Here is a 25,717-nt window from a genome sequence, read left to right as displayed (position 1 = left end):
GGTGTGGAGAGCATGTCATGCGCCGCGCGCGAAGGGCGAGCGGATGTCCGAAAGAAACTGCTGCGCGCGGGGGTGCTGCGGCCGGTTGAAGAAGTCGTCGGGCGTTGCGCGTTCGAGCACCTTGCCCTCGTCCATGAAGAGCACGCGGTCGGCCACCTCGCGCGCGAAGCCCATCTCGTGGGTCACGCAGACCATGGTCATGCCATCGCGCGTGAGGTCGCGCATCACCAGCAGCACCTCGCCCACCATCTCGGGGTCGAGCGCACTGGTGGGTTCGTCGAACAGCATCAGCGGCGGCTGCATGGCGAGCGCGCGCGCGATCGCCACGCGCTGCTGCTGGCCGCCCGACAGCTCGCTCGGCCATGCGTTGGCCTTGTTGGCCAGGCCCACGCGCTGCAGCAAGGTCATCGCGCGCTCGTCGGCCTCCTTGCGCGTGAGGCCGCGCAGCTGCATCGGTGCCATCGTGCAGTTCTGCAGCACCGTGAGGTGCGGGAACAGGTTGAACTGCTGGAACACGAAGCCGATGCGCGAGCGGAACGCATTCACGTCGGTGCCCGGTGCATGGATGTCCTTGCCTTCGAAAAGGATGCGGCCCGACTGGATCGGCTCCAGCCGGTTGAAGGTGCGGATCAGCGTCGACTTGCCCGAACCCGAAGGGCCGCAGACGACTACGACCTCGCCCCTGTGGATGGTTTCGTCGATGTCGACCAGGGCGTGGTAGCTGCCGTACCACTTGTTGACGTTCTGGAGTTCGATCATGCGGACACCTTGGGGGCCGAGGCGGAGTTGGCCATGGACATGCCGCGCCGCGCGAGCCGGCGTTCGAGCCAGTAAGCGAAGCGCGACAGGCCGAAGCAGAGGATGAAATAGGTCAGGCCCAGGATCAGGTAGATCTGCGCCGGCTTGGTGAACACCTGCGTGTTGATCTGCGTCGCGATGAACGACACCTCGGCCAGCCCGATGATGTAGCCGAGCGAGGTCTCCTTGATGGTCGAGACGAACTGGTTCACCAGCGAGGGCAGCATGCTCCGCAGGGCCTGTGGCAGCACCACCAGGCGCATCGCGCGGCCGTAGTCCAGGCCCAGCGCGCGGGCGGTCTCCATCTGGCCGCGCGGCAGGCCCTGAATGCCGGCGCGCACGATCTCGGCAAGGTAGGCCGCATCGAACACCACGAGCGCGATCAGCATGGTGGTGAACTGGTCGGTCTTCACGCCCGTGACGCTGGGCAGGAAGAAATAGGCCCAGAAGATCACCATCAGCAAGGGGAGGCCGCGCACCACGAAGACGAAGCCCGTCACCGGCCAGCGCAGCCAGCGCCACGGGCTCACGCGCGCCAGGCCCAGCACGATGCCCAATGGCAGCGCGAGCACCAGGCCGCAGGAGGCGAGCAGCAGCGTGAGCACGAGTCCGCCGAGCGGCCCGTTCGGATACTGCCCGATGAGGAAGTAGACCCAGTAGTCGTTGATGATTTCTAACATCTCATCAACATCCCTAGATGGTCCTCACCGGGAACCGGTGGTGGTACCAGGTCGCCAGGCCGGTGATGGCCAGCGACACCGTCAGGTACGCCGCGCTCGCGAACGCGAACGACTCGAAGCTGCGAAAGGTCGCGCTTTCGACCTGCCCGGCCTGGTACATCAGCTCGGCCACGCCGATCACGGTGGCAATCGAGGTGTTCTTCCACAGGCTCAGCGTCTGCGAGATGAGCGGAGGCACCGTCACGCGCAGCGCCTGCGGCAGCACCACGCGCCGCATGGTGGACAGAAAGCCGAAGCCCAGCGCGCGGCCGGCCTCGAACTGCACGGTGGGAATCGCGCGGATGCCGCTGCGGATGTCTTCCGCCATGAACGCGGCCGTGTAGAGCGACAGCGCGATGATGGCGCTGTAGGCTTCGATATGGCCTGCATAGAGCCATTGCTTGATCCCTTCGGGCAGCAGTTCGGGCGCCCCGAAGTACCAGAACAGCATGTGCGCGAGCAGCGGGATGTTGCGGATGGTCTCCACGTACGCAAAGCCGAGCCAGCGCAGCGGTGCGAGCGGCGAAAGGCGCAGCAGCGCCACCACCAGCGCGATCGGCAGCGCCAGCACGAGCGAGGCCGCCAGCAGCTGCAGCGACAGCAGCAGGCCCGCGACCAGCATGTCGTGGTACTTGCCGGTCAGCAGCAGCGAATAGTCGAACAGGGGCATGGGGGGCGACAGTATCACCGCCGCGGACTGTTCAGAGGCCGCAAGCCCCCATCCCTGCCTTCCCCCCGGAAGGGGAAGGAGAAACGCGGGGTCAGTCGATCTTGTCGCTTTCGAGCTTGAAGTCGCGCGTCTGGAAGCCTGATGCGGTATTCGGGCCATACCACTTGACGAAGATCTTCTGCGCTTCGCCCGACTTCTCGAGTTCGCGCAGCGTGTCATCCACCACGGCCTTCAGGCCGCTCTCGCCCTTCTTGATGCCGATGGCCAGTGCCTCGGTGCTCAGGTTCTGCTTGAGCACCACGTACTGGGTCTTCTGCGGGCCGAGCTTGGCGTAGCTGCGCAGCAGCGCGGCCTCGTCGTCCACATAGCCCACGCCCTTGCCCTGCTGCAGCGCCTGGAAGGCCTGCTGGCTGGTGTCGAAGGTCACGACCTCGGCGGTGGGCACGGCCTTGCGGATGTTGGGCTCCTGCGTGCCGCCGCGGATGGTCAGTACCTTCTTGCCGGCGAGCAGCGGCACGTCGGTGATGCCGCTGTCCTTCTTCACGATGGCCTTCTGGCCGGTGACGAAGGTGGTCAGCGAGAAGTCGATCTGCGCCTCGCGCTCCTTGTTGTGCGTGAGGCCGGCGGCGACCAGGTCCACGTGGCCCTGCTGCAGCTCGGGGATGCGCGCGGCCACGGCGATCTGCTTGAGCACCGGCTTCACGCCGATCTTCTTCGCGATGGCGTTCACCAGGTCGACCTCGTAGCCGACGATCTGCCGCGTCTTCGGGTCGATGAAGGTCGCGGGCTCGTCGGTGCCGAGCACACCGACCACGAGTTCGCCCTTTTTCTTGATGTCGGCGAGCTGATCGGCATGGGCGGCGATGCCCGTCAGCAGGGCGGAGGCGGCGAGGGCCGCGGCGAGCAGGGTGTGGCGCATGGTTGTTCTCACTCCAGATGGAAAAAATTCAGGGCTGGACCCTATCAATAAAACTTCAGATTATTAAATCCTCAATCGACATATGCATATGGCCTTGCAGGATCGGCCCCGGCACGGCCTGGGTTAAATTCGCGGCGCGAAAACCTGCGGCCCGGCCCCACGGCATCCATCTTCAGCGAGTTCTTCATGATCATCAAACCGCGCGTGCGTGGCTTCATCTGCGTCACGACCCATCCTGCGGGCTGCGAAGCCAACATCAGGCAGCAGATCGACTACGTCAAGGCGCAGGGAAGGATCGCAGGCGGACCGAAGAAGGTCCTCGTCATCGGCGCATCGACCGGCTACGGGCTCGCCGCGCGCATCACTGCGGCCTTCGGCTGCGGTGCCGACACGCTCGGTGTCTTCTTCGAGCGGCCTGGCAGCGAAAGCAAGCCCGGCTCGCCCGGCTGGTACAACTCGGCCGCCTTCCACCGTGCAGCCGCGCAAGAGGGTCTCTACGCAAAGAGCATCAATGGCGACGGTTTTTCCGACGACCTGAAGCAGAAGGCCATCGATGCGATCCGCGAGGACCTGGGCCAGGTCGACCTCGTCGTCTACAGCCTGGCCGCGCCGCGGCGCACGCATCCGAAGACCGGCGAGGTCTTCAATTCGACGCTCAAGCCCATCGGCAAGGCCGTGAGCCTGCGCGGCCTCGACACCGACAACGAGGTCGTCAGGGAAACCGTGCTCGAACCCGCCACGCAGCAGGAAATCGACGACACCGTGGCCGTGATGGGCGGCGAGGACTGGCAGATGTGGATCGATGCGCTGCAGGCCGCCGGCGTGCTGGCCGATGGCGCGAAGACCACCGCCTTCACCTACCTCGGCGAGCGGATCACGCACGACATCTACTGGAACGGCTCCATCGGCGCCGCCAAGAAGGACCTCGACCAGAAGGTGCTGGGCATCCGCGCCGGCCTGGCTGCGAAGGGCGGCGATGCGCGCGTCTCGGTGCTGAAGGCGGTGGTCACGCAGGCAAGCTCCGCCATTCCGGTGATGCCGCTGTACCTGTCGCTGCTGTTCAAGGTGATGAAGGCAGAGGGCTCGCACGAGGGCTGCATCGAGCAGGTGCACGGGCTTTATGCCGAAAGCCTCTACGGCAGCGCGCCGCACATCGACGAGGAGGGCCGGCTGCGCGCGGACTACAGGGAACTGTCCCCGCAAGTGCAGGCGCGCGTGGTGGCGCTCTGGCCGCAGGTCACGAGCCAGAACGTCCACGAACTCACCGATCTCGCTGGTTACAAGGCGGAGTTCCTGCGCCTCTTCGGGTTCGGCATCGAAGGCGTGGACTACGAGGCCGACGTGAATCCCGACGTGGGAATTCCGAACCTCGTCCAGGCTTGACGGGCGCACAGAGGGATACTCCTGCCATGCAGATTCACGAAAAGCCTCCCGCCGATACCCCCTTCGAGTGGATCGGCGGCGAACCCAGGGTGCAGGCGCTGGTCGATCGCTTCTACGACCTGATGGAGCTCGAACCGGCCTATGCGCAGCTGCGCGCGGTGCACGGCCCGAGCCTCGACAACGCACGCCAGCGCCTTTTCTGGTTCCTGTGCGGCTGGCTCGGCGGCCCGCAGCACTACACGGACCGCTTCGGCCATCCGATGCTGCGCGCACGGCATCTGCCGCAAAGCATTGGCGGCCACAGCATCGGCATCAAGGAGCGCGACCAATGGCTGGCCTGCATGGACCAAGCCATGGGCGAGACCGGCGTGCCCGAGGGATTGCGCGCGCGGTTGCGCGATTCGTTTTTCCAGACCGCCGACTGGATGCGAAACCGCGGCGAGTAAGGCTCGCCCCCAGTCTGCGCGCACTTCGTGTCGCTTCGCCAACCCCCTACCGGGGGCAACACCAGAGGCCCGGCAAAGCCGGATCCTCGGTGTTCCACGAAGGAATACCGAATTACCGAACTGCCGAATAAACAACGACTCGAAGGATCTGTCCCCATGAATTCCATCGTCATCATCGGCGGCGGCCACGCCGCGGCCCAGCTTTGCGCGGGCCTGGCCGAAGCCGGGCAGGGCGCACGCGTGCACCTGGTCTGCGAGGAGGCTTGCGAGCCGTACCACCGTCCCCCGCTGTCGAAGGCCTTTCTCAAGAGCGCCGAGGAAACCACGCAGCCGCACAAGGCCGCCGATTGGTACCGCGAAGCGGGCATCACGCTGCATCTTGGCGATGCGGCCGTGGCCATCGACCGGGAGGCGCACACCGTCACGCTGCGTTCGGGCGCGATCCTGCCGTGGGAGCGGCTGGTGCTGGCCACCGGCACGCGCGCGCGCCAGATGCCCGACCTGAAGCCGGGTCTCGAGAACGTCGCAAGCCTGCGCGCGGCCGACGAAGCGCATCGCCTGCGTTCCCGGCTGGCCGCTGCGCAACACGTCACGGTGCTGGGCGGCGGCTTCATCGGACTTGAGGTGGCGGCCACGGCCAAGGCGCTCGGCAAGAGCGTGCAGGTGATCGAAAGCGCGCCGCGGCTGCTGGGCCGTGCCGTGTCTCCCGAGCTATCGGCGCACGTGCTCGCAACGCATCGCGCAGCGGGCATCGACGTCGTGCTTGGCGCACGCACCGGCGCGTTCGAGGTCGAGGGCGACCGGCTGCTGTCGATCCAGGTCAACGGCGTGAAGCAGCCGGTGGACCTGCTGCTGCTCGGCATCGGCGCGGTGCCCGAGACCGCGCTGGCGCATGCCGCAGGCATCGAGTGCGCCGACGGCATCGTGGTCGACGGCCACATGCAGACCAGCGCGGCCGATGTGCTCGCCGTGGGCGACTGCACGCGCTTTCCCGATCGCCGCGCAGGCCGCGCGCTGCGGCTCGAATCGGTGCAGAACGCGAACGACCAGGCGCGCACGGCCGTGGCCACGCTGACCGGCGCGCCGCGGCCGCACGACGCGGTGCCATGGTTCTGGTCCGACCAGGGCAGCATGCGCCTGCAGATGGTCGGCCTGATGCCGGCCGAGGGCACACCGGGCCTGGCCAGCGTGCGCCGCGCCGGGCCCAAGCCCGAGGCGTTCTCGCTGTTCCACTATGTCGACGGGCAGCTGGTGTGCGTCGAATCGGTCAATGCGCCGGTCGATCACATGATGAGCCGCAAGCTGCTCGAGGCGGGCCGCAGCCCCGATGCGGTGGCAGTGGCGGATGCGTCGATACCGCTGAAGAACCACTTGTCTTAGCGGCCTGCCGCAGTCAGCGCCGCGCCGGCGCCAGCAGCACGACCAGCGCACCGGCCCCGCCCTCGGCCGGCTTGGCCTGCACGAAGGCGATCACCTCGTTCTTCTGGATCAGCCAGCGCTGCGCCTTGGTCTTGAGCACCGGCTGCTTGCCGGGCGAGCCCAGGCCCTTGCCGTGCACCACGCGCACGCAGCGCAGCCCCTGCTTGTAGGCGTTGCGGATGAAGCCGCCAAGCGCCTCGCGCGCCTCGTCGCTGCGCAGGCCGTGCAGGTCGACCTGCGCCTGGATGCTCCAGTCGCCCTTGCGCAGCCGCGCGGTCACGTCGGTGCCGACGCCGGAGCGGCGAAAGCTCATGGCGTCGTCGACGTCGAGCAGGGTCGTCACGTCGAACTCGTCGGACAGCGACTCGCGCAGCACGCGCTGCTCGTCGAGCTGGTGCTGCACCGGGATGGGGGCCGGCGGCTCGGGCGCGAGCGGCACCACGGCCTTGCGGCGCAGCGGCTCGGTCGCGCCGATGGCGCGCGAGAACAGGTCTTTTCGGCGGCGCGCTTGCGTTCCGCCACCGCCTTGGCAGCGGCTGCCGCCGCTTCGCGCTCGCGGGTCTCGGCCAGCGTGCGCTGCACCTGCTTCAGGTCGGCCAGGTTCTTGATGGGTGGCGTGCGGGAGGCCATCAGAGCAGCCCTTTCTCGGCCATCGAAAAGCTCTGGCCGGCGCTGACGATCACATGGTCGAGCACGCGCACGTCGATCAGCGAAAGTGCGGCCTTGAGCGTCTGCGTGAGCGACTCGTCGGCCCGCGAGGGCTCGATGCTGCCGCTGGGATGGTTGTGCGACAGCACGACGGCCGCGGCCTGGTGGTGCAGCGCACGCGTGACCACTTCGCGCGGGTAGACGCTGGTCTGGGTGAGTGTTCCGCGAAACAGTTCCTCGAGCACGATCAGCCGGTGCTGCGCATCGAGAAACAGCACCGCGAACACTTCGTAGGGGCGCGATCCGATGTGCAGCTGCAGGTACTGCTTGACCGTCCCGGGCGAGTCGAACACCGTGCGCTCCTTCAGGCGCTCGGCCATGGCGCGGCGCGCCAGTTCGAGCACGGCAATGAGCTCGGCGCGCTTGGCGTCGCCGCCCATGCCCTTGATCACCTTCAGGTCCTCGGCGCCGGTCTGCAGCAGGCCCGAAAGGCCTCCGAAGTGGTCGAGCAGCTCCTGGGCGAGCTGGAGCACGTTTTTTCCGGCCACGCCCGTGCGCAGCAGCAGCGCCAGCAGCTCGGCGTCGGCCAGCGCGGCGGCGCCTCGGGCAATGAGCTTTTCGCGCGGGCGGGCGTGGGCGGGGAGATCCTTGAATGCCATCGAAAACCTGGGTGAAACCTTGAAAGGGCAGGCGGAAGCTCCCGCTCCTTAAAATGCAGTCCAGTTTATCGGGACACCCACCTTGTCTTTGCTTACCTCCGCTGCGCCCATGTCCCACGTTGTGACTTCCGGCTCGTTCCTGACCCTGCATTACCGGCTGGCCGGTCCGGCGGGCGACATCATCAACACTTTCGCCGACAAGCCCGCGACCCTGTCGCTGGGCACCGGCGAGCTTTCGCCCGCCATGGAGCAGCGGCTCATGGGCCTGGAAGAGGGCACCCACGCCACCTTCGAGCTGCCCGCCGGCGAGGCCTTCGGCGAGCGCAATCCCGAGATGCAGCAATGGGTGGCCAGGAAGCTGCTGGCGCAGATGGGCGATCCCGACGAGCAATACGCGGTCGGCGACGTGGTGCAGTTCCCCACGCCCGACGGCGCGGGCAGCTACGCGGGTGCGGTGGTCGAAACGAACGAGACCGCGGTGCGCTTCGACTTCAACCATCCGCTGGCGGGCCAGCCCGTGACCTTCGAGGTCCGGTTGATCGGGGTGCTATGACGCCCCCACGCTCATCGCTTCGCGTATCGCTGCCCCCCGAGGGGGCGCATGCCTCCTTTGGGGCGGCCCGGCAGGAGGCACGATGAACCCAAACATCGAGGAAGTCATCCTCGCCGAGCCGCGCGGCTTCTGCGCCGGCGTGGACCGCGCCATCGAGATCGTCGAGCGTGCCATTGCCAAGTTCGGCGCGCCGATCTACGTGCGCCACGAGATCGTGCACAACACCTACGTGGTGAACGAACTCAAGGCCAAGGGCGCGATCTTCATCGAGGACCTGGCCGACGTGCCGCCCGGCGCCACGCTGGTGTTCAGCGCGCATGGCGTGAGCAAGGCGGTGCAGCAGGAGGCGCGCGACCGCGGCTTCGACGTCTTCGATGCCACCTGCCCGCTGGTGACCAAGGTGCACGTCGAGGTCGCCAAGCTCGCCAAGGAAGGCTACGAGTTCATCATGATCGGCCACAAGGGACACCCCGAGGTCGAAGGCACCATGGGCCAGCTCTCGAGCGGCATCCACCTGGTGGAAGACGTGGAAGACGTGGCGAAGGTGTCGCCCGCGCAGACCGAGAAGCTCGCCGTGGTCACGCAGACCACGCTCAGCGTCGACGACGCGGCCGAGATCGCGGCGGCCGTGCGCGCGCGCTTTCCGAAGGTGCGCGAGCCCAAGCAGCAGGACATCTGCTATGCCACGCAGAACCGCCAGGACGCGGTCAAGATCCTGAGCCCGCAGGTCGACCTGGTGATTGTGGTCGGCAGTCCCACCAGCTCCAACAGCAACCGGCTGCGCGAACTGGCGCAGCGCCTGGGCACCGAAAGCTACATGGTCGATTCGGCCGACGAGCTCAAGCCCGAGTGGTTCGAGGGCAAGGGCCGCATCGGCCTCACGGCCGGCGCCTCCGCCCCCGAGGTGCTGGTGCGCGAAGTGATCGAGCGCGTCAGGGCGCTCGGCGCGGTGTCGGTCCGCAAGATGGACGGCATCGAGGAAACCATCAAGTTTCCGCTCCCCAAGGGCCTCAAGCTCGACGACATTCCCCCTCCTGGACACATCTCTTGAACAACGAAAACACCCATTGGCGCTCTGAAACAGAGAGCGCCTCCCGCAGGCTGCGCGAACGCGCCGGCGGCTTCCTGCGCCAGACCCCGCTCTGGAAGCTGCCGTCCGCGGCCTTCGGTCTGGCGGTGCCGGGCGTGGAGGTGTGGCTCAAGCTCGAGCACATGCAGGTGAGCGGCAGCTTCAAGGCCCGCGGCATGATGAACCGCCTGCTGGCCAACGACATTCCCGAAAGCGGCGTGATCGTGGCCTCGGGCGGCAATGCGGGCATTGCCACCGCGGCGGCGGCCAAGGCGCTGGGCGTGCGCTGCCAGGTGTTCCTGCCCGGCGTCTCGCCCGAAGCCAAGCGCGCCCGCCTGAGGGCGCTCGGCGCCGAGGTGGTCGTGGTCGGCGAACTCTATCCCGATGCCCTGGCGGCCTGCCTCGCGCGCCAGAAGGAAACCGGCGCCTTGCTGACCCATGCCTACGACCAGCCCGAAGTCGTGGCCGGCGCAGGCACCCTCGGCCATGAAATCGAGATGCAGGGCGGCCTCCCTGACTCCGTGCTCGTGAGCGTGGGCGGCGGCGGCCTGATCGGCGGCCTCGCCGGCTGGTTCGAAAAGCGTGCCCGCGTGGTGGCGCTGGAGCCGGAAAAGGCGCCCACCCTGTACCGTGCCCGCGAAGCCGGCGAGCCGGTCGATGTCGACGTGGGCGGCATTGCCGCCGATTCGCTCGGCGCGCGCCGCATCGGCGCCATTTCCTGGGAAATTACCCAGAAATATGTGCAGGATGCGCTGCTGCTGTCCGACGAATCCATCCGCGCGGCCCAGCAATGGCTGTGGAAGGAAATGAAGCTCGCCGTCGAGCCGGCCGCCGCGCTGCCGCTGGCGGCGCTGCAGACCGGTGCCTACGTGCCGCGCGAAGGCGAGAAGGTCTGCCTGATCGTCTGCGGGGCGAACGTCGATCCGGCCACCGTGGCCTGAGGCGGCCCTACTTCTCGCAATTGACCATCCACGGCACGCCGAACTTGTCCTTCAGCATGCCAAAGCCGGCGGCCCAGAACTGCGGGCCGTACGGCATCGTGACCTCGCCGCCTGCGGCCAGTGCGTCGAAGAGCTTTTTTCCTTCGTCCACGCTGTTGCCCTGCACCGACAGCGAGAAGCCCTTGTGGCCCTCGAAGGGCATGCCGGGCGGGATGTCGGAGGCCATCAGCTGGTGCCCACGGGCTTCCAGCGTGGCGTGCATGATCTTGTCCTTGTACGCGGCGGGCGTTTCGGCGCCCATGGGGCTTTCGCCAAAGCTCATGCTGAAGATGACCTTGCCGCCCAGCGCCTTGGCGTAGAAGGCCAGTGCCTCGGCCGCGTTGCCGTTGAAAGTCAGATAGGCTTGCATCGCTCTTTCCCTTCGATGGAAGTATGGGGGAGCGAGATGCTACGCCCACCTAAAATCCCCCTATGCTTGACATCACCCTGCTCCGCAAAGACTTGGCCTCCGCTGTGGCCGGCCTCGAAAAACGCAAGAAGAACCAGCCCTACCTCGACGTGTCGGCGTTCACCGCGCTCGAGGCCGAGCGCAAGACGCTGCAAACCCGCACCGAGGAAATCCAGGCCCGCCGCAACACGCTGAACAAGCAGATCGGCCCGTTGAAGGCCAAGGGCGAATCGGTCGATGCGCTGATGGCCGAGGTCAACGCGCTGAAGGCCGAGCAGGAGTCGCAATCCGGGCGCCTGGAGGAGATCCAGCCCGAGCTGCACGCATTGCTGCTGGCGGTACCCAACCTGCCGCACGCGAGCGTACCGGTCGGCGAGGATGAAACCGGCAACGTCGAGATGCGCCGCTGGAGCCCGCAGGGCGGTGCCGGTGCAGATGCCACGCCGCTGGCGTTCGCTGCCAAGGACCACGTCGACCTTGGCGCGCCACTGGGGCTCGACTTCGAGATGGGCGCCAAGCTCGCGGGCTCGCGCTTCACCGTCATGAAGGGGCCGATCGCCCGGCTGCACCGCGCGCTCGCGCAGTTCATGCTCGACATCCAGACCGAGAAGCATGGCTATGCCGAGTGCTACGTGCCCTACATCGTCAACGCCGCCACGCTCAGCGGCACCGGCCAACTGCCCAAGTTCGAAGGCGACCTGTTCGCCGCCAAGAAGGGCGGCCAGGACGGCGAGCCCGCGCCCGACCACTCGGCGCTCTACCTCATTCCCACCAGCGAAGTGCCGCTGACCAACTTCGTGCGCGACGAGGTGGTGGCCGAGGCGCAGCTGCCGATCAAGCTCACGGCCCACACGCCATGCTTCCGCTCCGAAGCCGGCAGCGCCGGGCGCGACACGCGCGGCATGATCCGCCAGCACCAGTTCGACAAGGTCGAGATGGTGCAGATCGTCCACCCCGAAAAGAGCTACGACGCGCTCGAGCAGATGACCGGCCACGCCGAAGCCGTGCTGCAGGCGCTGGAACTGCCATACCGCGTGGTGCTGCTGTGCACCGGCGACATGGGCTTTGGCGCCACCAAGACCTACGACCTCGAAGTCTGGCTGCCGGCGCAGAACACCTACCGGGAGATCAGCTCGGTCTCCAACTGCGAAGCCTTCCAGGCGCGCCGTCTGCAGGCTCGGTTCAAGAACGCGCAGGGCAAGAACGAACTCGTGCACACGCTGAATGGCTCGGGCCTGGCGGTGGGGCGCACGCTGGTCGCGGTGCTGGAAAACCACCAGAACGAAGATGGCTCGATCAATGTGCCCGCCGCGCTGCGGCCCTACCTCGGCGGCCTCGAACTGTTGCGCGGTTGAGAGGCCGTGCGACGGGGCTTCGAAAAGCGGGTTTCTATCCGCTATAATCGAGGGCTCGACAGCACCGGAGAGGTGGCAGAGTGGTCGAATGTACCTGACTCGAAATCAGGCGTACTAGCGATAGTACCGAGGGTTCGAATCCCTCCCTCTCCTCCAAGAATGGCCCCGCAAAGGGGCTATTTTTTTGCCCATTCGATGGCCCGGCCATCCGCGCTGGCGAAACCGGAGCCTTTCGTTTCCATGCGTTCGCGTTTTTCTCGACCGCTGTCCGCGGCGTCCAGCCAAGCTTCGAAGCAACTGTATCGGCCCGTTAAGATCGCCACCTCCCCATGCTCCCGCATGCCGGGATTTTTCCTTGTAGTCGAATGAACAACAAGAGGCTCCGCGCCACATGGCCAATCCGTCGATCGCAAGCGTGACACCGGTCCCGGCTTCGGCCGACGAAGCTGAATCCTGGGTGCGCGGCGAGTTGATCCGCAGCCTGATGCGCTCCGCGCGCGGGTCCTATATCGTCTCTGCGGCGCTCATGCCGGCGATGGTCGGCCTGAACTGGATTTATGTGCCCCGGTGGGAACTGCTGACCTGGCTCGCCGCGGGTCTCATTGCCACGGCCTGCCGTGCCTGGGGCGCCAGGGTCTATGCCGTGCGCTACGCCGGCAGGAGCGCGGCGGCGCAGCAGCAGTTCACAGAGCGCTATGGCTTCATCTGGAGCACCAGCGCGGTCGTCTGGGGCCTGTCGATCCTGCTGTTCTTCGAGCGCACGCCGCAGGTCAACCAGTTCATGAGCTGGCTCATCGTGGCCGGCGTCGGAACCTTTCCGCTCAACGGGCTGGCGCTGCATCCGCCACTGCTCAAGCGCTACGTCAACACGCTGTTCATCACGATGCTCGGGGCGGTTCTGATCCGGCTCGTGAGCATCAACCTCGTGGAGCCGCATTTCCAGTACGGCTTCCTGATGCCGATCCTGCACTGGTTCCTGCTGCTGCGCGCCGGGCGCCACATTCACGAGACGGCGCGCAACAGCCTGGAGCTGCTGTTCCACAACCACATCCTGATCAAGTCGCTCACGCAGCAGCGGCAGGCCGCGGTGGCGGCCGTGGCCATGAAAAACCGTTTTCTCGCGAGCGCCGCGCACGACATGCGCCAGCCGGTGCTGGCGTTGTCGCTCTATGCCGACTGGCTGCGCAACGAACCCGAACTGGTGCTGGAACTTGCGCCCAAGATCGTTCGCGCCACGCATGCGGTGAATGCGCTGTTCGATTCGATGTTCGACCTTGCGCGCATCGATTCGGGCCAGGTGCGCCTGCACATCGAGCGCGTGGACGTGGCCGAGCTGCTGCACGACCTCGAACTGCAATACCGCCCGGTGGCCGAAAGCCGGGGGCTCGATTTTCGCGTGCACGTGACCGAAGGCAGCTTCCTGACCGATCCGATCCGGGTGCGCCGCATGATCGGCAACCTGCTTGCCAACGCGATCAAGTACACCACCGATGGCGGCGTGCTGCTGGCCTCGCGGCAAACGCGCGACGGCCTGCGCGTGGAGGTGTGGGACACCGGCATCGGCATTGCGCCCGAGCACCTGCGCGACGTGTTCCTGGAGTTCTACAAGGTGGCCGACCACGCCGGCACGTCCGACGGTTTCGGCCTGGGCCTGGCCATCGTCGCCCGGCTCTCGCACGTGCTGGGCCATCCCGTCAGCGTGCGCTCCCGCCTGGGCAGCGGCAGCGTGTTCCGCGTCGCCCTGCACGACGCCGACGAAGCCGTGGCCCAAGCCCGCGTCAGCGCCTCCGGCGGCTGAGCTCCAGCCAATAAAAAACCGCGCACAAGGCGCGGTTCAAACCCTCCAGGAACACCGCGGAACCGGCTTTGCCGGGCCGCTGGTGTTGCCCCCTGCAAGGGGGTTGGCGAAGCGACACGAAGTGCGCGAAGACTGGGGGTGAGCCAAGTGCCACCGTGGAACCGGCTTTGCCGGGCCACTGGTGTTGCCCCCGGTAGGGGGAGGGAGAAGCGACACGAAGTGCGCGGAGCCTGGGGGCGAGCTCAGTTTCCGGAAAGCAGCCCGTTGGTGCGCGCGTAGTGCAGCGCCTGCGTGCGGCTCTTCACGCCCAGGCGGCGGAACAGGCGCCACAGGTGCACCTTCACCGTGTGCTCGCTGATCTCGAGGTCGGTGGCGATGTCGCGGTTGCTCATGCCCTTGTCGAGCATGGCGATCAACTGCGTCTGGCGCTTCGACAGCTTGCTGTTGCTGGCCAGCGCCGGCTCGTCCGCCTCTTCCGAACCGGCCATGAGCAGGCCGCGCAGCGCAGCGGCCAGTTCGGCCGAGCTGGCCGACTTCTCGATGTAGGTGTCGGCGCCGGCTTCGATGCAGGCGTCCTCCATGTCTCCGGCCGGTGCCGCCGAATAGACGGCGATCGGCACGTTGGGATAGACCTGCTTGACAGCGACCACGCCCGAGACGCCATTGGTGTCGGGCAGCTTCAGGTCAAGGCAGAAGAGCGTTGGCTCGCCGCGCTGCTGGACCGAACTCGCGAGCTTGTCGAGGCGCTCGAGCTCGACGATGTTTTCGGCTGGCCGCAGACGCCGCAACACCATCACGATCGCGTCGCGCATCAGGGGGTGGTCGTCGATGACATAAATGCTCATGTTTTCTTCCTTAGTGATCGCACCGTCTTCTCTCGTCTGTCCTCGGCGGGTAAGCCGATGGATATTGCCGGATCAACTTCCGTTGGTAGAGGTTGTTGTCTCCGCCAGTGCTTCCAGCGCCTCGTTCGCGGCGCGCAATTCTTCCGGGCCGGTCGGCTCGAGCTGCTCGGCGAGCGTGGCCAGTGCCGCGCCGCGCTGCTGCTGCAGGGCGGCGATGGCGCGGCCGGCTTCCTGCGGCGAGGCGAATCCGCGGCTCTGCAGCAGGGTGGCACCGTGCGCGTCGAGCAGCTTGAAATAGAACAGTCCGTCGCGCTCGCGGTACTGCTTGAAGCTTGGCTTGGCAACCTTGGCCGCCTTGCGGGCACCGCCCTTGTCGCGGCCCGCCGCGAGATTGCGCAGCCCCACTGCATAGCGCAACTCCGCCATGAAAGGGCGCGAGATACTGCGCGCCTTTTCGGCGCCGATGAGCAGGATGCGCTCGATCTCTGTCGGGTCGTTCATCAGTGCTTCGTAGCGCGCGCGCAGCGGCGCCACTTCGAGGTCGATGCGCTCGAAGAGCAACTGCTTCGCGTCGCCCCAGCCGATGCCGTCGGCATAGGCCTTGCGCAGCGCTTCGGTTTCTTCGGCGGTGGCAAAGGCCTGGTAGATCTGGAACAGCGCCGAGCCTTCGGTGTCCTTGGGCTCACCGGGTGCGCGCGAGTCGGTCACGATGCTGGCAATCTGCTTTTGCAGTTGCGCGCGCGGCGCGAACATGGCGATCGTGTTGCCGTAGCTCTTGCTCATCTTGCGGCCGTCGAGGCCGGGCAGGGTGGCGACGGCATCGTCGATCTCGGCTTCGGGCAGCGTGAAGTGCTCGCCGTACTGGTGGTTGAAGCGCTGCGCCATGTCGCGCGCCATTTCGATGTGCTGCACCTGGTCGCGCCCCACGGGCACCTTGTGCGCGTTGAACATCAGGATGTCCGCGCCCATCAGCACCGGGTACATGAAGAGGCCGGCCGTCACGTCGGCATCCGGGTCTTCGCCCTTGGCGATGTTCTTGTCGAGCTGCGCCTTGTAGGCGTGGGCGCGGTTGAGCACGCCCTTGCCCGTCACGCAGGTGAGGAACCACGTCAGCTCGGGAATCTCGACGATGTCCGACTGGCGATAGAAGGTGACGCGTTCCGGATCGAGCCCGCAGGCCAGCCAGCTGGCGGCGATCTCGAGCGTGGAGCGCTGGATGAGCGCCGGCTCCTGCACCTTGATGAGCGCGTGGTAGTCGGCCAGGAAGAAGAAGCTCTCGACGCCCGGCGCGACGCTCTGCCGCACCGAATGGCGGATCGAGCCGACGTAGTTGCCGAGGTGCGGCGTGCCGGACGGCGTGATGCCGGTCAGCACGCGCAGGGGAGCGGAAGAAGACGAAGCCATGGCAGGAGAGGAACTTAACGCAGCAAAGCCGTGAGCGGGGAAATGAGCAGGTTGATGGCCATGTAGCCGACGTCCATCAGCGGACGCAGCCAGAAGGTGCTGACGATGCCCGCGAGCACCAGGCCCATCACGATGAAGAAACCGAAAGGCTCGATGCGCGCCAGGAAATTCTGCGCCGGTCCGTTGGGAAGCAGGCCTGCGAGCACGCGGCCGCCATCGAGCGGGGGCAGCGGAAAGAGATTGAAGGCCCACATCACGAGGTTGACCAGCACGCCGCCCTGCGCCATCTTGATGAAAAAGGTTTCATCGATGCCGGCTGCAACGAGCCCCACCAGCACCAGTGCCCACAGAATGGCCTGCACGAAGTTGGATGCGGGCCCCGCCAGCGCCACCCAGATCATGTCGCGCTTCGGATGGCGCAGGCGCCCGAAGTTCACCGGCACCGGCTTGGCGTAGCCGAACAGGAAGGCCCCAGAGGTTGCGAAGTAGAGCATCAGCGGCATCAGGATGGTCCCGATGGGGTCGATGTGCTTCATCGGGTTGAGCGTGACGCGACCCATCGCCTCGGCGGTGTCGTCGCCGAAATGGCGCGCCACATAGCCGTGCGCCGCTTCGTGCACCGTGATCGCGAAGACCACGGGCAAAGCGTAAATAAGTACGGTCTGTATCAGATTGGAAATATCCACTGGGCGATTGTGTCAGACAGAGTAGAAGCTTCGGTGCCGCTTGTCAGAGGCCAAGCACCGCCAGCGCGCCGCGGCCCTGCCGCACCACCACCGGATCGTCGCCCGTGCCCATGGGCGTGAGGTCCACCACGGTGGTGGGTTGCGAAGGGCAGGCACCCGCGTCGATGACGGCGCCGATCTGTTTCTCGAAGCGTTCGCGGATGGTCTGCGCGTCGTTCAGCGCCTCGGTTTCGCCGGGCGCGATCAAGGTGGTGGCCAGGAGCGGCGCGCCGTGCAGCATCAGCAGTTCCAGCAGCACCTTGTGGTCGGGCACGCGCAGGCCGATGGTCTTGCGCTGCGGATGGCTCACGCGCCGCGGCACTTCCTTGGTGGCCTCGAGCAGGAAGGTGTAGGGCCCGGGCGTGGCGGCCTTCAGCAGCCGGTACTGCTTGTTGTCGACGCGCGCGTAGTTGGCCAGCTCGCTGAGGTCGCGGCACAGCAGCGTCAGATGGTGCTTCTCGTCGACCTGGCGGATGCGTCGCAGCTGGTCGACCGCATCCTTGTCGTCCAGGTGGCAGGCGAGCGCATAGCTCGAGTCGGTGGGCACGGCCACGATCTCCCCGCGCTGGAGCAGCGCGGCGGCTTGCTTCAGCAGGCGCTGCTGCGGGTTCTCGGGATGGACTTCGAAGTACTGGGCCATGAAGAAAGACTCCTGATTACGATTCCGCCGGCTCGATGGGCACGCGCCGTTCGCGCACCGTGAGCCAGGCGCCGGCCGCGCCGCAGACCGCGATCATGGCCATGCCGATGAGCGAGAAGCGGTCGGGCATGTGGGAAAAAACAATCCAGCCGCCGAGCATGGCAAAGGCGATCTGCGCATAGAGGTACGGCGTGAGCGTCGATGCCGGCGCGCGCTGGTAGGCCAGGATGAGAATGAAATGCCCCACCGTGCCCATGAATCCCATGAGGCACAGTAAAGCCCACCAATGCCAGGAGGGCAGGGCCGTCCACGCGAAGGGCAGTGCCAGCGAGGCGATCAGCGCGCCCACCCAGCCGGTATAGAAATGCATCGTGAGCGGATTCTCGGTTTGCGCCAGCTTGCTCGTGAGCACCTGGAACCAGGCGTTGGTCAGCACCAGCCCAATGGGCAACAGCACGGCCCAGCTGAATGCATCGCCGCCCGGGCGCAGGATGACCAGCGTACCGGCGAAGCCGCCCGCCACCAGCACCCATCGCAGCGCGGAGACCTGCTCCTTGAGCGTGGTGGCCGCAAGCAGGGTGATGACGAGCGGGGCGATGAGCACGATGGACGTGAACTCGGCCAGCGGCATGTAGCGCAGGCTCAGGAAGGCCAGCGTGCTCGACACCAGCAGCAGTGCGCCGCGCAGCAGCTGGTAGCGCGGATGCCGAGTGCGCAACAGCGCCGTTCCGTGCCGCGGCAGCAGCACCGCGGTGGTGGCCACGGCCTGGAAGGCATAGCGGAACCACACGCCCATGAGAATGGGCACCGCGGCGGTGGACGTCTTGGTGGCGGTGTCGAGCGTGGCAAAGCAGGCCACGGCCACCAGCACCATGCCAATGCCCGCGAGGATGCGTTCGGATTCGAGGTCGCGCGTCTGGCGCGCCGCGGCGCGGGCGCTCGCCAGCGCCGCCGCTGCTGCGCTGCCGTTGCCGGGCCCGGGGCTCTGGCTCACTGCTGGATGCGGTGGCTGAGCAGTTCCCACACCGGCGTGAGCGCACCGGGCAACGGTGGCAGCTTGCCGAGATCGCAATGGCTTTCGTCGGGGCTGTGGAAATCGCTGCCGCGCGAGGCGGCGAAATCGAACTCGAGCGCCTTGTCGGCGTACTCGACGTATTCGGCTGTCGTATGGCTGCCGGTGACGACCTCGATCGCCTGCCCGCCATGCGCCTTGAACTCGAGGAACAGTGCGTATTCCTCGTTCGCGGTGAACTTGTAGCGCCCCGGATGCGCAATGATGGCCATGCCCTTGGCGGCCGTGATCCAGTGCACCGCATCCTTCAGCGAGGCCCAGCGGTGCGGCACGTAGCCGGGCTTGCCTTCGGTCAGGTACTTGCGGAACACCTCGGAGGTGTCGCGGCAGTGGCCCTGCTCGACCAGGAAGCGCGCGAAGTGGGTGCGCGAGATCAGCTCGGGATTGCCGACGAACCTGAGGGCACCTTCATACGCGCCGTGGATGCCGACCCTGGCCAGCCCCTCGGACATTTCCTGCGCGCGCTTGCCGCGGCCGCCGCGCGTGTCGTAGAGACCCTGCGTCATCGCGGCGTCGTCGGGGTCGAAGCCCAGGCCCACGATGTGCACGGTTTCGTTGGCGAAGGTCACCGAGATCTCGGTGCCGGTGAGATAGCGGATGCCGTTCGCGCGCGCCGCGGCGGCCGCGCGATGCTGGCCGCCGACCTCGTCGTGGTCGGTGAGCGCCCAGAGTTCGACCCCGTTGGCCGCGGCGCGCGCGGCCAGTTCTTCGGGCGTCAATGTGCCGTCGGAAACCACGGAATGGCAGTGCAGATCGGCATTGAGAATAGAGGACACATTTGCATTCTATTGGGTCTGGAACATCGATGCGGGCGCATGGATGCTATTGTGGTTGCTATTAAATAAATAGCATTACTGCGACGGCCGATGCGGCTCAGCGCTTCTTGCGAAAAGCCGCCCATGCGGCCACTGCGGTGAAGCTCGCGACGATCGCCACCACGATCCAGAACCCGTGCCTGTGCTCGGCCAGCGGAATGCCGCCCACGTTCATTCCGAACAGGCCGGCCAGGATGTTGATCGGCAGCGCGAGCACGGTCACCACCGTCAGCACGAACAGGCTGCGGTTGTTGTCCTCGTTCACGTTGGCGGCAATTTCTTCCTGCAGCAGCTTGATGCGCTCCTGCAGCGCCTGCATGTCGCGCAGCACCACCGAGAACTCCTCCGTCGAGCCGCGCAGCTCCTGCGCGTCGGGCTCGGCCATCCAGGCCGGCGGCCCCTGCAGCAGGCGGAAGAGGGCGGCGGGTTCGGGTGCCAGCAGGCGCTGGAGCCGCACCAGCAGCCGGCGCAGCACGCCGAGCCGCGCGCGCTTGTGGTCGAGCCGGCCGGCCAGAAGCTCGTCTTCGATGCGGTCGATGCGCGAAGTGACGCCGCGCACGATCTTGACCAGCACGTCGGCCTGCGCGCGCAGCAGGTGCTCGAGCAGTTCGGTGCTCGAGCGCGGCGCGTCGCCGGCCTTGACCGCCGTTCGCAGCGCGTCGACCGAGCGCAGCGGCTTGGTGCGCGCCGTGACCACCAGTCGCGGTCCCACGCTGATCCAGAGCGTGGAGATGTCCGAGGGCTCGAAGCTGAACTCGAAGTGCACGTCGTTGATGACCGCGATCAGCGAATCGTCGGCGCGCTCGATGCGCGTGGAGGGCAGGCCCTCGTGCAGCGTTTCGTAGAAGGTGTCGGAGAGCCGTGCATGGCGCAGCAGCCAACGTTCGGCCTGGGCGTGGCTCAGGTTGAAATGCAACCACGCGTATGCATTGCTCGCGATTCCGTTGCTGCAGCCCTGCTCACCGAGCCATGCCGCAGCCTGCGCCGAGTCGATCGCCCGCACGGGCTCCGACGCTTCGGTGTCGAACAGATAGCCGCAGATCAGTCCGGCTTCGTCGCCGCCGTATGAATTGGCGGCCAGGTCATGGAGTGCCGGCAAGGTGCGTTGAATCAGGAAAGACGGAGGGTGTGCCCCGGATGGTGTTCGCCGTATGTGACAACTTCGTGTCGGCAGCCCGCGGACCGTCACGCAACGGTCATATGCGACGGGCAGCATGCCCCGTTCCACCCCACACCTCCCTTCTTCCCCATGATGCTGACGAGCGCACTTCCAGACCACGAAGACCTGATGCAACGCATCGCCCGCGACTTGATCGACAGCTATGACGAGGAGCTCGAGCTGGAGATCGAGGACCGCAACATCGACGGCCTCGACCCCGCGGCGCGTTCGAGCGACAAGGCCGCACGCCAGGCCTACTTCAAGGAACTGTTCCGGCTGCAGGGCGAACTCGTGAAGCTGCAGGACTGGGTGCAGCACAGCAAGCAGAAGGTGGTCATTCTTTTCGAAGGCCGCGACGCGGCGGGCAAGGGCGGTGTCATCAAGCGCATCACCCAGCGCCTGAATCCGCGCGTGGCCCGCGTGGCCGCGCTGCCCGCGCCCAACGACCGCGAACGCACGCAGTGGTACTTCCAGCGCTATGCTGCGCACCTGCCCGCCGCGGGCGAGATGGTGCTGTTCGACCGCAGCTGGTACAACCGCGCCGGCGTGGAGCGTGTGATGGGCTTTTGCAGCGACGACGAATACGAGGAGTTCTTCCGCACCGTGCCGGAGTTCGAGAAGATGCTGGTGCGCTCGGGCATCAAGCTCATCAAGTACTGGTTCTCCATCACCGACGAGGAGCAGCACATGCGCTTTCTCGGCCGCATCCACGACCCGCTCAAGCAATGGAAACTGAGCCCCATGGATCTCGAAAGCCGCCGCCGCTGGGAGGAATACACCAAGGCGAAGGAAATCATGCTGGAGCGCACCCACATTGCGGAAGCGCCGTGGTGGGTGGTGCAGGCAGTCGACAAGAAGAAGGCGCGGCTGAACTGCATCAGCCACCTGCTGGGCCAGATGCCTTACCAGGAGGTGCCGCATCCGCCGGTGGAACTGCCGGCGCGCGAGCGCCATGCGGACTACCTGCGCCAGCCGGTGCCGGCCAGCATGATCGTGCCGGAGATCTACTGAGGCCTCGCGCCGCTTGTTTGGACGGCCGGCGCTTTGCCCTCACACTGCGACCATGGCCCGTCGTTCCACTGCTTCCCTGTTCGCCCGCGCGTATGAGCGCAATCTGAAGGCACTCACGAAGATCACGCTCGGCAACAGCAAGCGCGTGACGGGCCAGGTGCAGCGCGCAACTGCCAAGCGGCTCAAGCCGCCGCCGGGCAAGGGCGACTGGCTCGGCGGCATGGCGCTGGGGCCCGGCGGCGCGCGCGGCTATCACCTGTTCCGTCCGGCCGGCCTGCAACTGCAGCCCGGCGAGAAGCTGCCGCTCATGGTCATGCTGCACGGCTGCGGCCAGACCGGGCGCGACTTTGCAGCCAGCACGCGCATGAACGCGCTGGCCGTGCGCCAGCGCTTCCTGGTGCTCTACCTGGAGCAGGACAGGCTGGCCCATCCCCAAGGCTGCTGGAACTGGTATGAGCGGCGCTCGGGCAAGGCCGACGCCGAGGCTGCCACGTTGATGGCGGCCATCGACCAGGCCTGCATGCTCTATCCGGTGGACCGCGAGCGGGTGGCGCTGGCCGGCCTGTCGGCGGGGGCCAGCATGGCGGCGCTGCTGGCCACGCGCTACCCGCTGCGCTTTCGCGCCGTGGTCATGCATTCGGGCGTCGCGCCGGGCGCCGCGAAATCTTCGGCCACTGCCTTGGGCGCGATGCGCGGACAGCACACGCCGCCCATGCCGACCACCGCCGTCGGCAAGGCCATGGGCGCGGCCGCCGTGTTCGCGACCCTGCCGCCGATGCTGGTGATCCACGGCGACGCCGACGCCGTGGTGGCGCCGAGCAATGCCGTCAACAGCGCAGCCGTGTGGGCCACGGCCGTGGGCGCCAAGCCGGGGCTCACGCGCACGCTTCAGCGCGGCAAGCGGCACGCCATGCGGCTGACCGAGTTCCGGCGCAAGGGGCGCACGCTGGTCATGCTGTGCGAGATCGCGGGACTCGGGCATGCATGGAGCGGCGGCGCTGCCGCGATGCTTTTCAGCGACCCGGGCGGGCCCGATGCCACGCGCATGGTCTGGGCCTTTGCGGCGGCGCGGTTCAAGCTCGCGGCCAGGACCAAGGCGGGCCTTCCAGCGAGCGCCTAGGCGGCAACGCCGTCCCGCGCTGCCGCACGCCATGCGCCGGGGGCCATGCCCATCCGGCGCTTGAAGGCCTTGCTGAACGCGGCTTCCGATTCATAGCCCACCGCGCCTGCAATCGTGCTGACCGCGGCATGGCCTTGGCCGAGCATGTTGCCGGCCTTGAACATGCGCCAGTGCGTCAGGTATTCGAGCGGCGCCTGGCCCACCTTCTCGCGAAAGCGCTGCGCAAATGCCGAGCGCGACAGGCTGGCGGCCGATGCCAGCGTCTCCACCGTCCAGTTGCGCGCCATGTCCTTGTGCATGGCGCGCAGCGCCGGGCCGATGCGCGCGTCGGCCAGCGCGCCGAGCCAGCCCGTCTGCGACTGGCCTTGCGCCGCGGCATGCGCGCGCACCGCCTGCACGAACACGATGTCGGCCAGCCGGCTCACGAGCAGGCCCGAGCCCAGGCCGGGCTCACCCGTTTCCATCGCAAGCAATTGCAGGGTGCCTTGCAGCGCGATGGCGCGCGCCTGCTCCATCTTCACGTGCAGCAGCACGGGCAGCAGGTCGAGCAGCGGCCGGGCCGCGCGCTGGTCGAAATGGAACCAGCCGCAGATCACCGAGGCCGCGGTGCCGGTGCCGCCCAGCTCGACCACGCCGCCGATGCGGTCGCGCACCACCGAGGCGCAACTGACCGTGGGCGTGTTCGGATGGTCGCGCAGCACGTAGGGTGTGCCGTGCGCGAGCACATAGCAGTCGCCCGCGGCCAGGGCCACGGGCTGCGCCACGCCAGGTGCTTCGAGCAGGCAGCTGCCGCGCACCACCAGGCCGAAGCGGGCGCTCTCTCCGCCAGCCAGGCTCACGCCCCAGGGCGTGCGCGCCTCGAGCCGCGCATAGAGCGCGCTGCGTACGCGCATGGCGGCGAACACGTCATCGAGCGGGTCCAAGGGAACTCCTGTGGCAATGGACGAATGGACAAGATTTTCGGCTTTTCAGGCATTCGCTGTCCACTCTTGGCGCCGGAAACTGCGGTCTCGCTCTTCCGCTTCGCCAACCCGGCAAGGACTCCGAATCATGACTGCCCGCATCCCTCTTGCCGAACTCGCCGATCGCTACGTCGCCGCCTGGAACGAGACGGATGCCGCATCGCGCCGCGCCGCCATCGCCCAGCTGTGGGTGCCCGAAGGCGAGCACTACGTGCGCACCCTGCAGGTCAAGGGCTACGAGGCGCTGGAGCAGCGCGTCATCGGTTCGCATGAAAAGAACGTGCAGGGCGGTGGCTTTCGCTTTGTGGCCGCCGGCGACGCGCAGTTCCTGCACGGTACGGTGATGTTCCATTGGCACATGGTTCCGGCCGCCGGTGGGCCCGTTGCCGCGCTCGGCCTGGAGTTTCTCCTGCTCGCCGAAGACGGCCGCATCGCAGTGGACTACCAGTTCATCCTGCCGACGCCCGCTGCCTGAGGCCCGGCGATGACCTCTGAGGTCATTGCCCCGGCGCCGCTCCAATCCAACACTCGAAGTCATCATGTCGCAGTCATCGAACATCGCTGCCCCGGCAGCATCGCTTTCCTCCGCCGCAAGCCGCGGCGCCGGCACCCTCGGCCTCTGGGTCATGCTCAGCGGCACCTTCCTGGTGGTGCTGGACTTCTTCATCGTCAACGTGGCGCTGCCTTCGATGCAGCGCGAGCTGCACGCCTCCGCGGGCACCTTGCAGATGGTGGTGGCCGGCTACGGCCTGGCCACGGCCGCGGGGCTGATCACCGGCGGACGGCTCGGCGACCTGTTCGGCCGCCGCCGCATGTTCATGTTGGGCCTGCTGCTGTTCACGCTGGCGTCCGCCGCGTGCGGCCTAGCGCCCAACGCTGAACTGCTGGTGGCGGCCCGCGTGCTGCAAGGCCTGGCCGGGGCGCTGCTGCAGCCGCAGGTGCTGGCGATGATCGGCCTGGCCTACACGGGCGAAAACCGTGCGCGCGCATTTGCAGCCTACGGGCTCACGCTGGGCCTGGGCGCGACGCTCGGGCAACTGGTGGGCGGGCTGTTGATCCACGCCGACCTGGCCGGTCTCGGCTGGCGCAGCTGCTTTCTGATCAACCTGCCGATCGGCCTGCTGGCACTGGTGCTCGCACCGCGCGTGATTCCGCCGCTGGCGAACGGCGGCAGCGGCGCCGGGAGCCGGCTCGACCCTGTCGGCATGCTGCTGGTGGCTGCGGGTTCGGTGGCCGTGGTGCTGCCGCTGGTCGAAGGGCGCCAGCAAGGCTGGCCGCTGTGGAGCTGGCTGTGTCTGGCGGCTGCGTTGCCGCTGCTGGCTGTCTTCGCAATGCAGCAGCGCCGCCTCGCTGCACGCGGCGGTGCGCCGCTGGTGGCGCCGGCCTTGCTGGCGAATGGCCGCTTCGTGACCGGGCTTCTCACGACGCTGGCCTTCTACGTCGGCAATGCCTCGTTCTATTTCGTGCTCGCACTCTACCTGCAGCAAGGCTTGGCGCTGGATCCGCTCAGCTCGGGCATCGTTTTCACCGCCTTGGCGATCGGCTTCTTCGCGACGTCGATGGCTGGCGCGCACCTCGCACGCCGCTTCGGCGGCAAGCCGCCCATCGCGCTCGGCGCCCTCGTGCTGGCGGCGGGGCATGCGCTGCAGTTCGTCAACGTGGCGGGATGGCCGGGCCATTCGCATGTGGTGGCGTGGATGGTGCCTCTCCTGCTGGTGCAAGGCGCCGGCCTCGGCATGGTGATGGCACCGCTGGTGTCCACCGTGCTGGCCGGCCTGCCGCCGCAGCATGCGGGCGTGGCCTCCGGCGTGCTGTCGATGGTGCAGCAGGCGAGCAATGCGCTGGGCGTGGCGCTGATCGGCATCCTGTTCTACGGGCGGCTGGGCAGCGCGGCCGGCACGGGCGGCCATGGCGCCGCGTTTGGCGTGGCGCTGGTCTACCTGATGGCGTCGGCCTTGCTGGTGGCGGTGCTGCAGCGGCGGGGCAGCCGGCTGCAGCCGGCAAAGGAATGAAGGCGCCGCAGCCATCACCGCCCTGAGTACCTCCGTGTACGCCACCCGGCGTATTTCTCGCGGGCGGGCGAATCCGCAGACTCCCCTCCATCGTCCGGCCCGTACCGGCGACCAGGTTTCAACCACC

General features: G+C 67.2%; 26 protein-coding genes, 1 tRNA gene and 1 pseudogene. 13 read left to right on the top strand and 15 right to left on the bottom strand.

The window, feature by feature from the left end; all coding sequences use genetic code 11:
- Window positions 1-15 precede the first annotated feature (15 nt).
- From VAPA_RS20690 to VAPA_RS20675, 4 genes are all read right to left on the bottom strand, one after another.
- On the bottom strand, window positions 16-759 hold the full coding sequence (locus VAPA_RS20690) for an amino acid ABC transporter ATP-binding protein (protein WP_021008715.1): 744 nt from the start codon (window positions 757-759) through the stop codon (window positions 16-18).
- Complete coding sequence (locus tag VAPA_RS20685) at window positions 756-1,478, bottom strand: amino acid ABC transporter permease (protein ID WP_021008714.1); 723 nt, start codon at window positions 1,476-1,478, stop codon at window positions 756-758. The genes VAPA_RS20690 and VAPA_RS20685 overlap by 4 nt, the downstream gene beginning before the upstream one ends.
- Window positions 1,479-1,491: 13 nt before the next feature.
- Window positions 1,492-2,187: an amino acid ABC transporter permease gene (locus VAPA_RS20680; RefSeq protein ID WP_021008713.1), complete on the bottom strand. Its 696-nt coding sequence runs from the start codon at window positions 2,185-2,187 to the stop codon at window positions 1,492-1,494.
- A gap of 91 nt (window positions 2,188-2,278) precedes the next feature.
- Window positions 2,279-3,106, bottom strand: a complete 828-nt coding sequence (locus VAPA_RS20675; protein WP_021008712.1) for an ABC transporter substrate-binding protein — start codon at window positions 3,104-3,106, stop codon at window positions 2,279-2,281.
- A gap of 186 nt (window positions 3,107-3,292) precedes the next feature.
- On the opposite strand from VAPA_RS20675, the gene fabV reads away from it, so the two are divergent.
- The 3 genes from fabV (at window position 3,293) to VAPA_RS20660 (ending at window position 6,315) form a co-directional block, all read left to right on the top strand.
- Window positions 3,293-4,489: an enoyl-ACP reductase FabV gene (gene fabV / locus VAPA_RS20670; protein ID WP_021008711.1), complete on the top strand. Its 1,197-nt coding sequence runs from the start codon at window positions 3,293-3,295 to the stop codon at window positions 4,487-4,489.
- 26 nt (window positions 4,490-4,515) lie between these two features.
- Window positions 4,516-4,935: a group II truncated hemoglobin gene (locus tag VAPA_RS20665; RefSeq protein ID WP_021008710.1), complete on the top strand. Its 420-nt coding sequence runs from the start codon at window positions 4,516-4,518 to the stop codon at window positions 4,933-4,935.
- A 156-nt stretch (window positions 4,936-5,091) separates the two neighbouring features.
- Window positions 5,092-6,315 (top strand): NAD(P)/FAD-dependent oxidoreductase, encoded by a 1,224-nt coding sequence (locus tag VAPA_RS20660; RefSeq protein ID WP_021008709.1) that lies wholly within the window; start codon window positions 5,092-5,094, stop codon window positions 6,313-6,315.
- A gap of 13 nt (window positions 6,316-6,328) precedes the next feature.
- Here the strand turns inward: VAPA_RS20660 and VAPA_RS20655 are convergent.
- Together VAPA_RS20655 and radC are read right to left on the bottom strand one after the other, a co-directional pair.
- A pseudogene (locus tag VAPA_RS20655) lies at window positions 6,329-6,984 on the bottom strand (Smr/MutS family protein).
- Complete coding sequence (gene radC / locus VAPA_RS20650; protein WP_021008707.1) at window positions 6,984-7,661, bottom strand: RadC family protein; 678 nt, start codon at window positions 7,659-7,661, stop codon at window positions 6,984-6,986. Before radC ends, VAPA_RS20655 begins: the two are co-directional and overlap by 1 nt.
- Window positions 7,662-7,770: 109 nt before the next feature.
- On the opposite strand from radC, the gene VAPA_RS20645 reads away from it, so the two are divergent.
- From VAPA_RS20645 to VAPA_RS20635, 3 genes are all read left to right on the top strand, one after another.
- Window positions 7,771-8,214: an FKBP-type peptidyl-prolyl cis-trans isomerase gene (locus tag VAPA_RS20645; protein ID WP_041946180.1), complete on the top strand. Its 444-nt coding sequence runs from the start codon at window positions 7,771-7,773 to the stop codon at window positions 8,212-8,214.
- Window positions 8,215-8,296: 82 nt separating this feature from the next.
- Window positions 8,297-9,265, top strand: coding sequence for a 4-hydroxy-3-methylbut-2-enyl diphosphate reductase (gene ispH, locus VAPA_RS20640; RefSeq protein ID WP_021008705.1), 969 nt, complete (start codon window positions 8,297-8,299; stop codon window positions 9,263-9,265).
- On the top strand, window positions 9,262-10,224 hold the full coding sequence (locus VAPA_RS20635) for a threonine/serine dehydratase (protein ID WP_021008704.1): 963 nt from the start codon (window positions 9,262-9,264) through the stop codon (window positions 10,222-10,224). Before ispH ends, VAPA_RS20635 begins: the two co-directional genes overlap by 4 nt.
- A 7-nt stretch (window positions 10,225-10,231) precedes the next feature.
- Here VAPA_RS20635 and VAPA_RS20630 read toward each other — a convergent pair whose 3' ends face one another.
- Window positions 10,232-10,633 carry a VOC family protein gene (locus VAPA_RS20630; RefSeq protein ID WP_021008703.1) on the bottom strand — a complete coding sequence of 134 codons (402 nt, stop codon included), beginning with the start codon at window positions 10,631-10,633 and terminating at the stop codon, window positions 10,232-10,234.
- Window positions 10,634-10,695: 62 nt separating this feature from the next.
- Between VAPA_RS20630 and serS the strand changes: the two genes are divergently transcribed.
- The 3 genes from serS to shkS all read left to right on the top strand — a co-directional run bounded on the left by serS (window position 10,696) and on the right by shkS (window position 13,825).
- Window positions 10,696-12,027, top strand: coding sequence for a serine--tRNA ligase (gene serS / locus VAPA_RS20625; protein ID WP_021008702.1), 1,332 nt, complete (start codon window positions 10,696-10,698; stop codon window positions 12,025-12,027).
- A gap of 66 nt (window positions 12,028-12,093) precedes the next feature.
- Window positions 12,094-12,183: transfer RNA gene (locus VAPA_RS20620), tRNA-Ser, on the top strand.
- 235 nt (window positions 12,184-12,418) lie between these two features.
- Window positions 12,419-13,825 carry a surface-behavior sensor histidine kinase ShkS gene (gene shkS, locus VAPA_RS20615; RefSeq protein WP_021008701.1) on the top strand — a complete coding sequence of 469 codons (1,407 nt, stop codon included), beginning with the start codon at window positions 12,419-12,421 and terminating at the stop codon, window positions 13,823-13,825.
- Between the two features lie 242 nt (window positions 13,826-14,067).
- On the opposite strand, the gene VAPA_RS20610 is transcribed toward shkS, so the two are convergent.
- The 7 genes from VAPA_RS20610 to VAPA_RS20580 all read right to left on the bottom strand — a co-directional run bounded on the left by VAPA_RS20610 (window position 14,068) and on the right by VAPA_RS20580 (window position 20,425).
- Window positions 14,068-14,670, bottom strand: coding sequence for a response regulator transcription factor (locus VAPA_RS20610; protein ID WP_021008700.1), 603 nt, complete (start codon window positions 14,668-14,670; stop codon window positions 14,068-14,070).
- A 72-nt stretch (window positions 14,671-14,742) separates the two neighbouring features.
- Window positions 14,743-16,074: a tryptophan--tRNA ligase gene (locus VAPA_RS20605; protein ID WP_021008699.1), complete on the bottom strand. Its 1,332-nt coding sequence runs from the start codon at window positions 16,072-16,074 to the stop codon at window positions 14,743-14,745.
- Window positions 16,075-16,088: 14 nt separating this feature from the next.
- Entirely contained in the window at window positions 16,089-16,760 is a 672-nt protein-coding gene (locus VAPA_RS20600) for a site-2 protease family protein (protein ID WP_021008698.1), read from the bottom strand.
- A 43-nt stretch (window positions 16,761-16,803) separates the two neighbouring features.
- Window positions 16,804-17,439, bottom strand: a complete 636-nt coding sequence (locus VAPA_RS20595) for an L-threonylcarbamoyladenylate synthase (protein ID WP_021008697.1) — start codon at window positions 17,437-17,439, stop codon at window positions 16,804-16,806.
- Between the two features lie 16 nt (window positions 17,440-17,455).
- Entirely contained in the window at window positions 17,456-18,433 is a 978-nt protein-coding gene (locus VAPA_RS20590) for a DMT family transporter (protein WP_021008696.1), read from the bottom strand.
- Window positions 18,430-19,287 (bottom strand): 3',5'-nucleoside bisphosphate phosphatase, encoded by an 858-nt coding sequence (locus VAPA_RS20585; RefSeq protein ID WP_021008695.1) that lies wholly within the window; start codon window positions 19,285-19,287, stop codon window positions 18,430-18,432. The genes VAPA_RS20590 and VAPA_RS20585 overlap by 4 nt, the downstream gene beginning before the upstream one ends.
- A gap of 97 nt (window positions 19,288-19,384) precedes the next feature.
- On the bottom strand, window positions 19,385-20,425 hold the full coding sequence (locus tag VAPA_RS20580) for a transporter (protein WP_021008694.1): 1,041 nt from the start codon (window positions 20,423-20,425) through the stop codon (window positions 19,385-19,387).
- A gap of 150 nt (window positions 20,426-20,575) precedes the next feature.
- Between VAPA_RS20580 and ppk2 the strand changes: the two genes are divergently transcribed.
- Together ppk2 and VAPA_RS20570 are read left to right on the top strand one after the other, a co-directional pair.
- Window positions 20,576-21,496, top strand: a complete 921-nt coding sequence (gene ppk2, locus VAPA_RS20575) for a polyphosphate kinase 2 (protein ID WP_041946179.1) — start codon at window positions 20,576-20,578, stop codon at window positions 21,494-21,496.
- A gap of 52 nt (window positions 21,497-21,548) precedes the next feature.
- The gene (locus tag VAPA_RS20570; RefSeq protein WP_021008692.1) at window positions 21,549-22,616 is read left to right on the top strand and encodes an extracellular catalytic domain type 1 short-chain-length polyhydroxyalkanoate depolymerase; all 1,068 of its coding nucleotides are present in this window, start codon (window positions 21,549-21,551) and stop codon (window positions 22,614-22,616) included.
- Here VAPA_RS20570 and VAPA_RS20565 read toward each other — a convergent pair.
- Window positions 22,613-23,539: an AraC family transcriptional regulator gene (locus VAPA_RS20565; protein ID WP_021008691.1), complete on the bottom strand. Its 927-nt coding sequence runs from the start codon at window positions 23,537-23,539 to the stop codon at window positions 22,613-22,615. The genes VAPA_RS20570 and VAPA_RS20565 overlap by 4 nt on opposite strands.
- Before the next feature lie 127 nt (window positions 23,540-23,666).
- On the opposite strand from VAPA_RS20565, the gene VAPA_RS20560 reads away from it, so the two are divergent.
- Together VAPA_RS20560 and VAPA_RS20555 are read left to right on the top strand one after the other, a co-directional pair.
- Window positions 23,667-24,053, top strand: coding sequence for a snoaL-like domain-containing protein (locus VAPA_RS20560; protein WP_021008690.1), 387 nt, complete (start codon window positions 23,667-23,669; stop codon window positions 24,051-24,053).
- Window positions 24,054-24,117: 64 nt separating this feature from the next.
- Window positions 24,118-25,590 carry an MFS transporter gene (locus tag VAPA_RS20555; RefSeq protein WP_021008689.1) on the top strand — a complete coding sequence of 491 codons (1,473 nt, stop codon included), beginning with the start codon at window positions 24,118-24,120 and terminating at the stop codon, window positions 25,588-25,590.
- Window positions 25,591-25,717 lie beyond the last annotated feature (127 nt).

The organism is Variovorax paradoxus B4 (assembly GCF_000463015.1).
Lineage (GTDB): Bacteria > Pseudomonadota > Gammaproteobacteria > Burkholderiales > Burkholderiaceae_C > Variovorax > Variovorax paradoxus_E.
The sequence above is the reverse complement of the archived record's forward strand: the minus strand, read 5'-3'. Positions and strand labels throughout refer to the sequence as shown.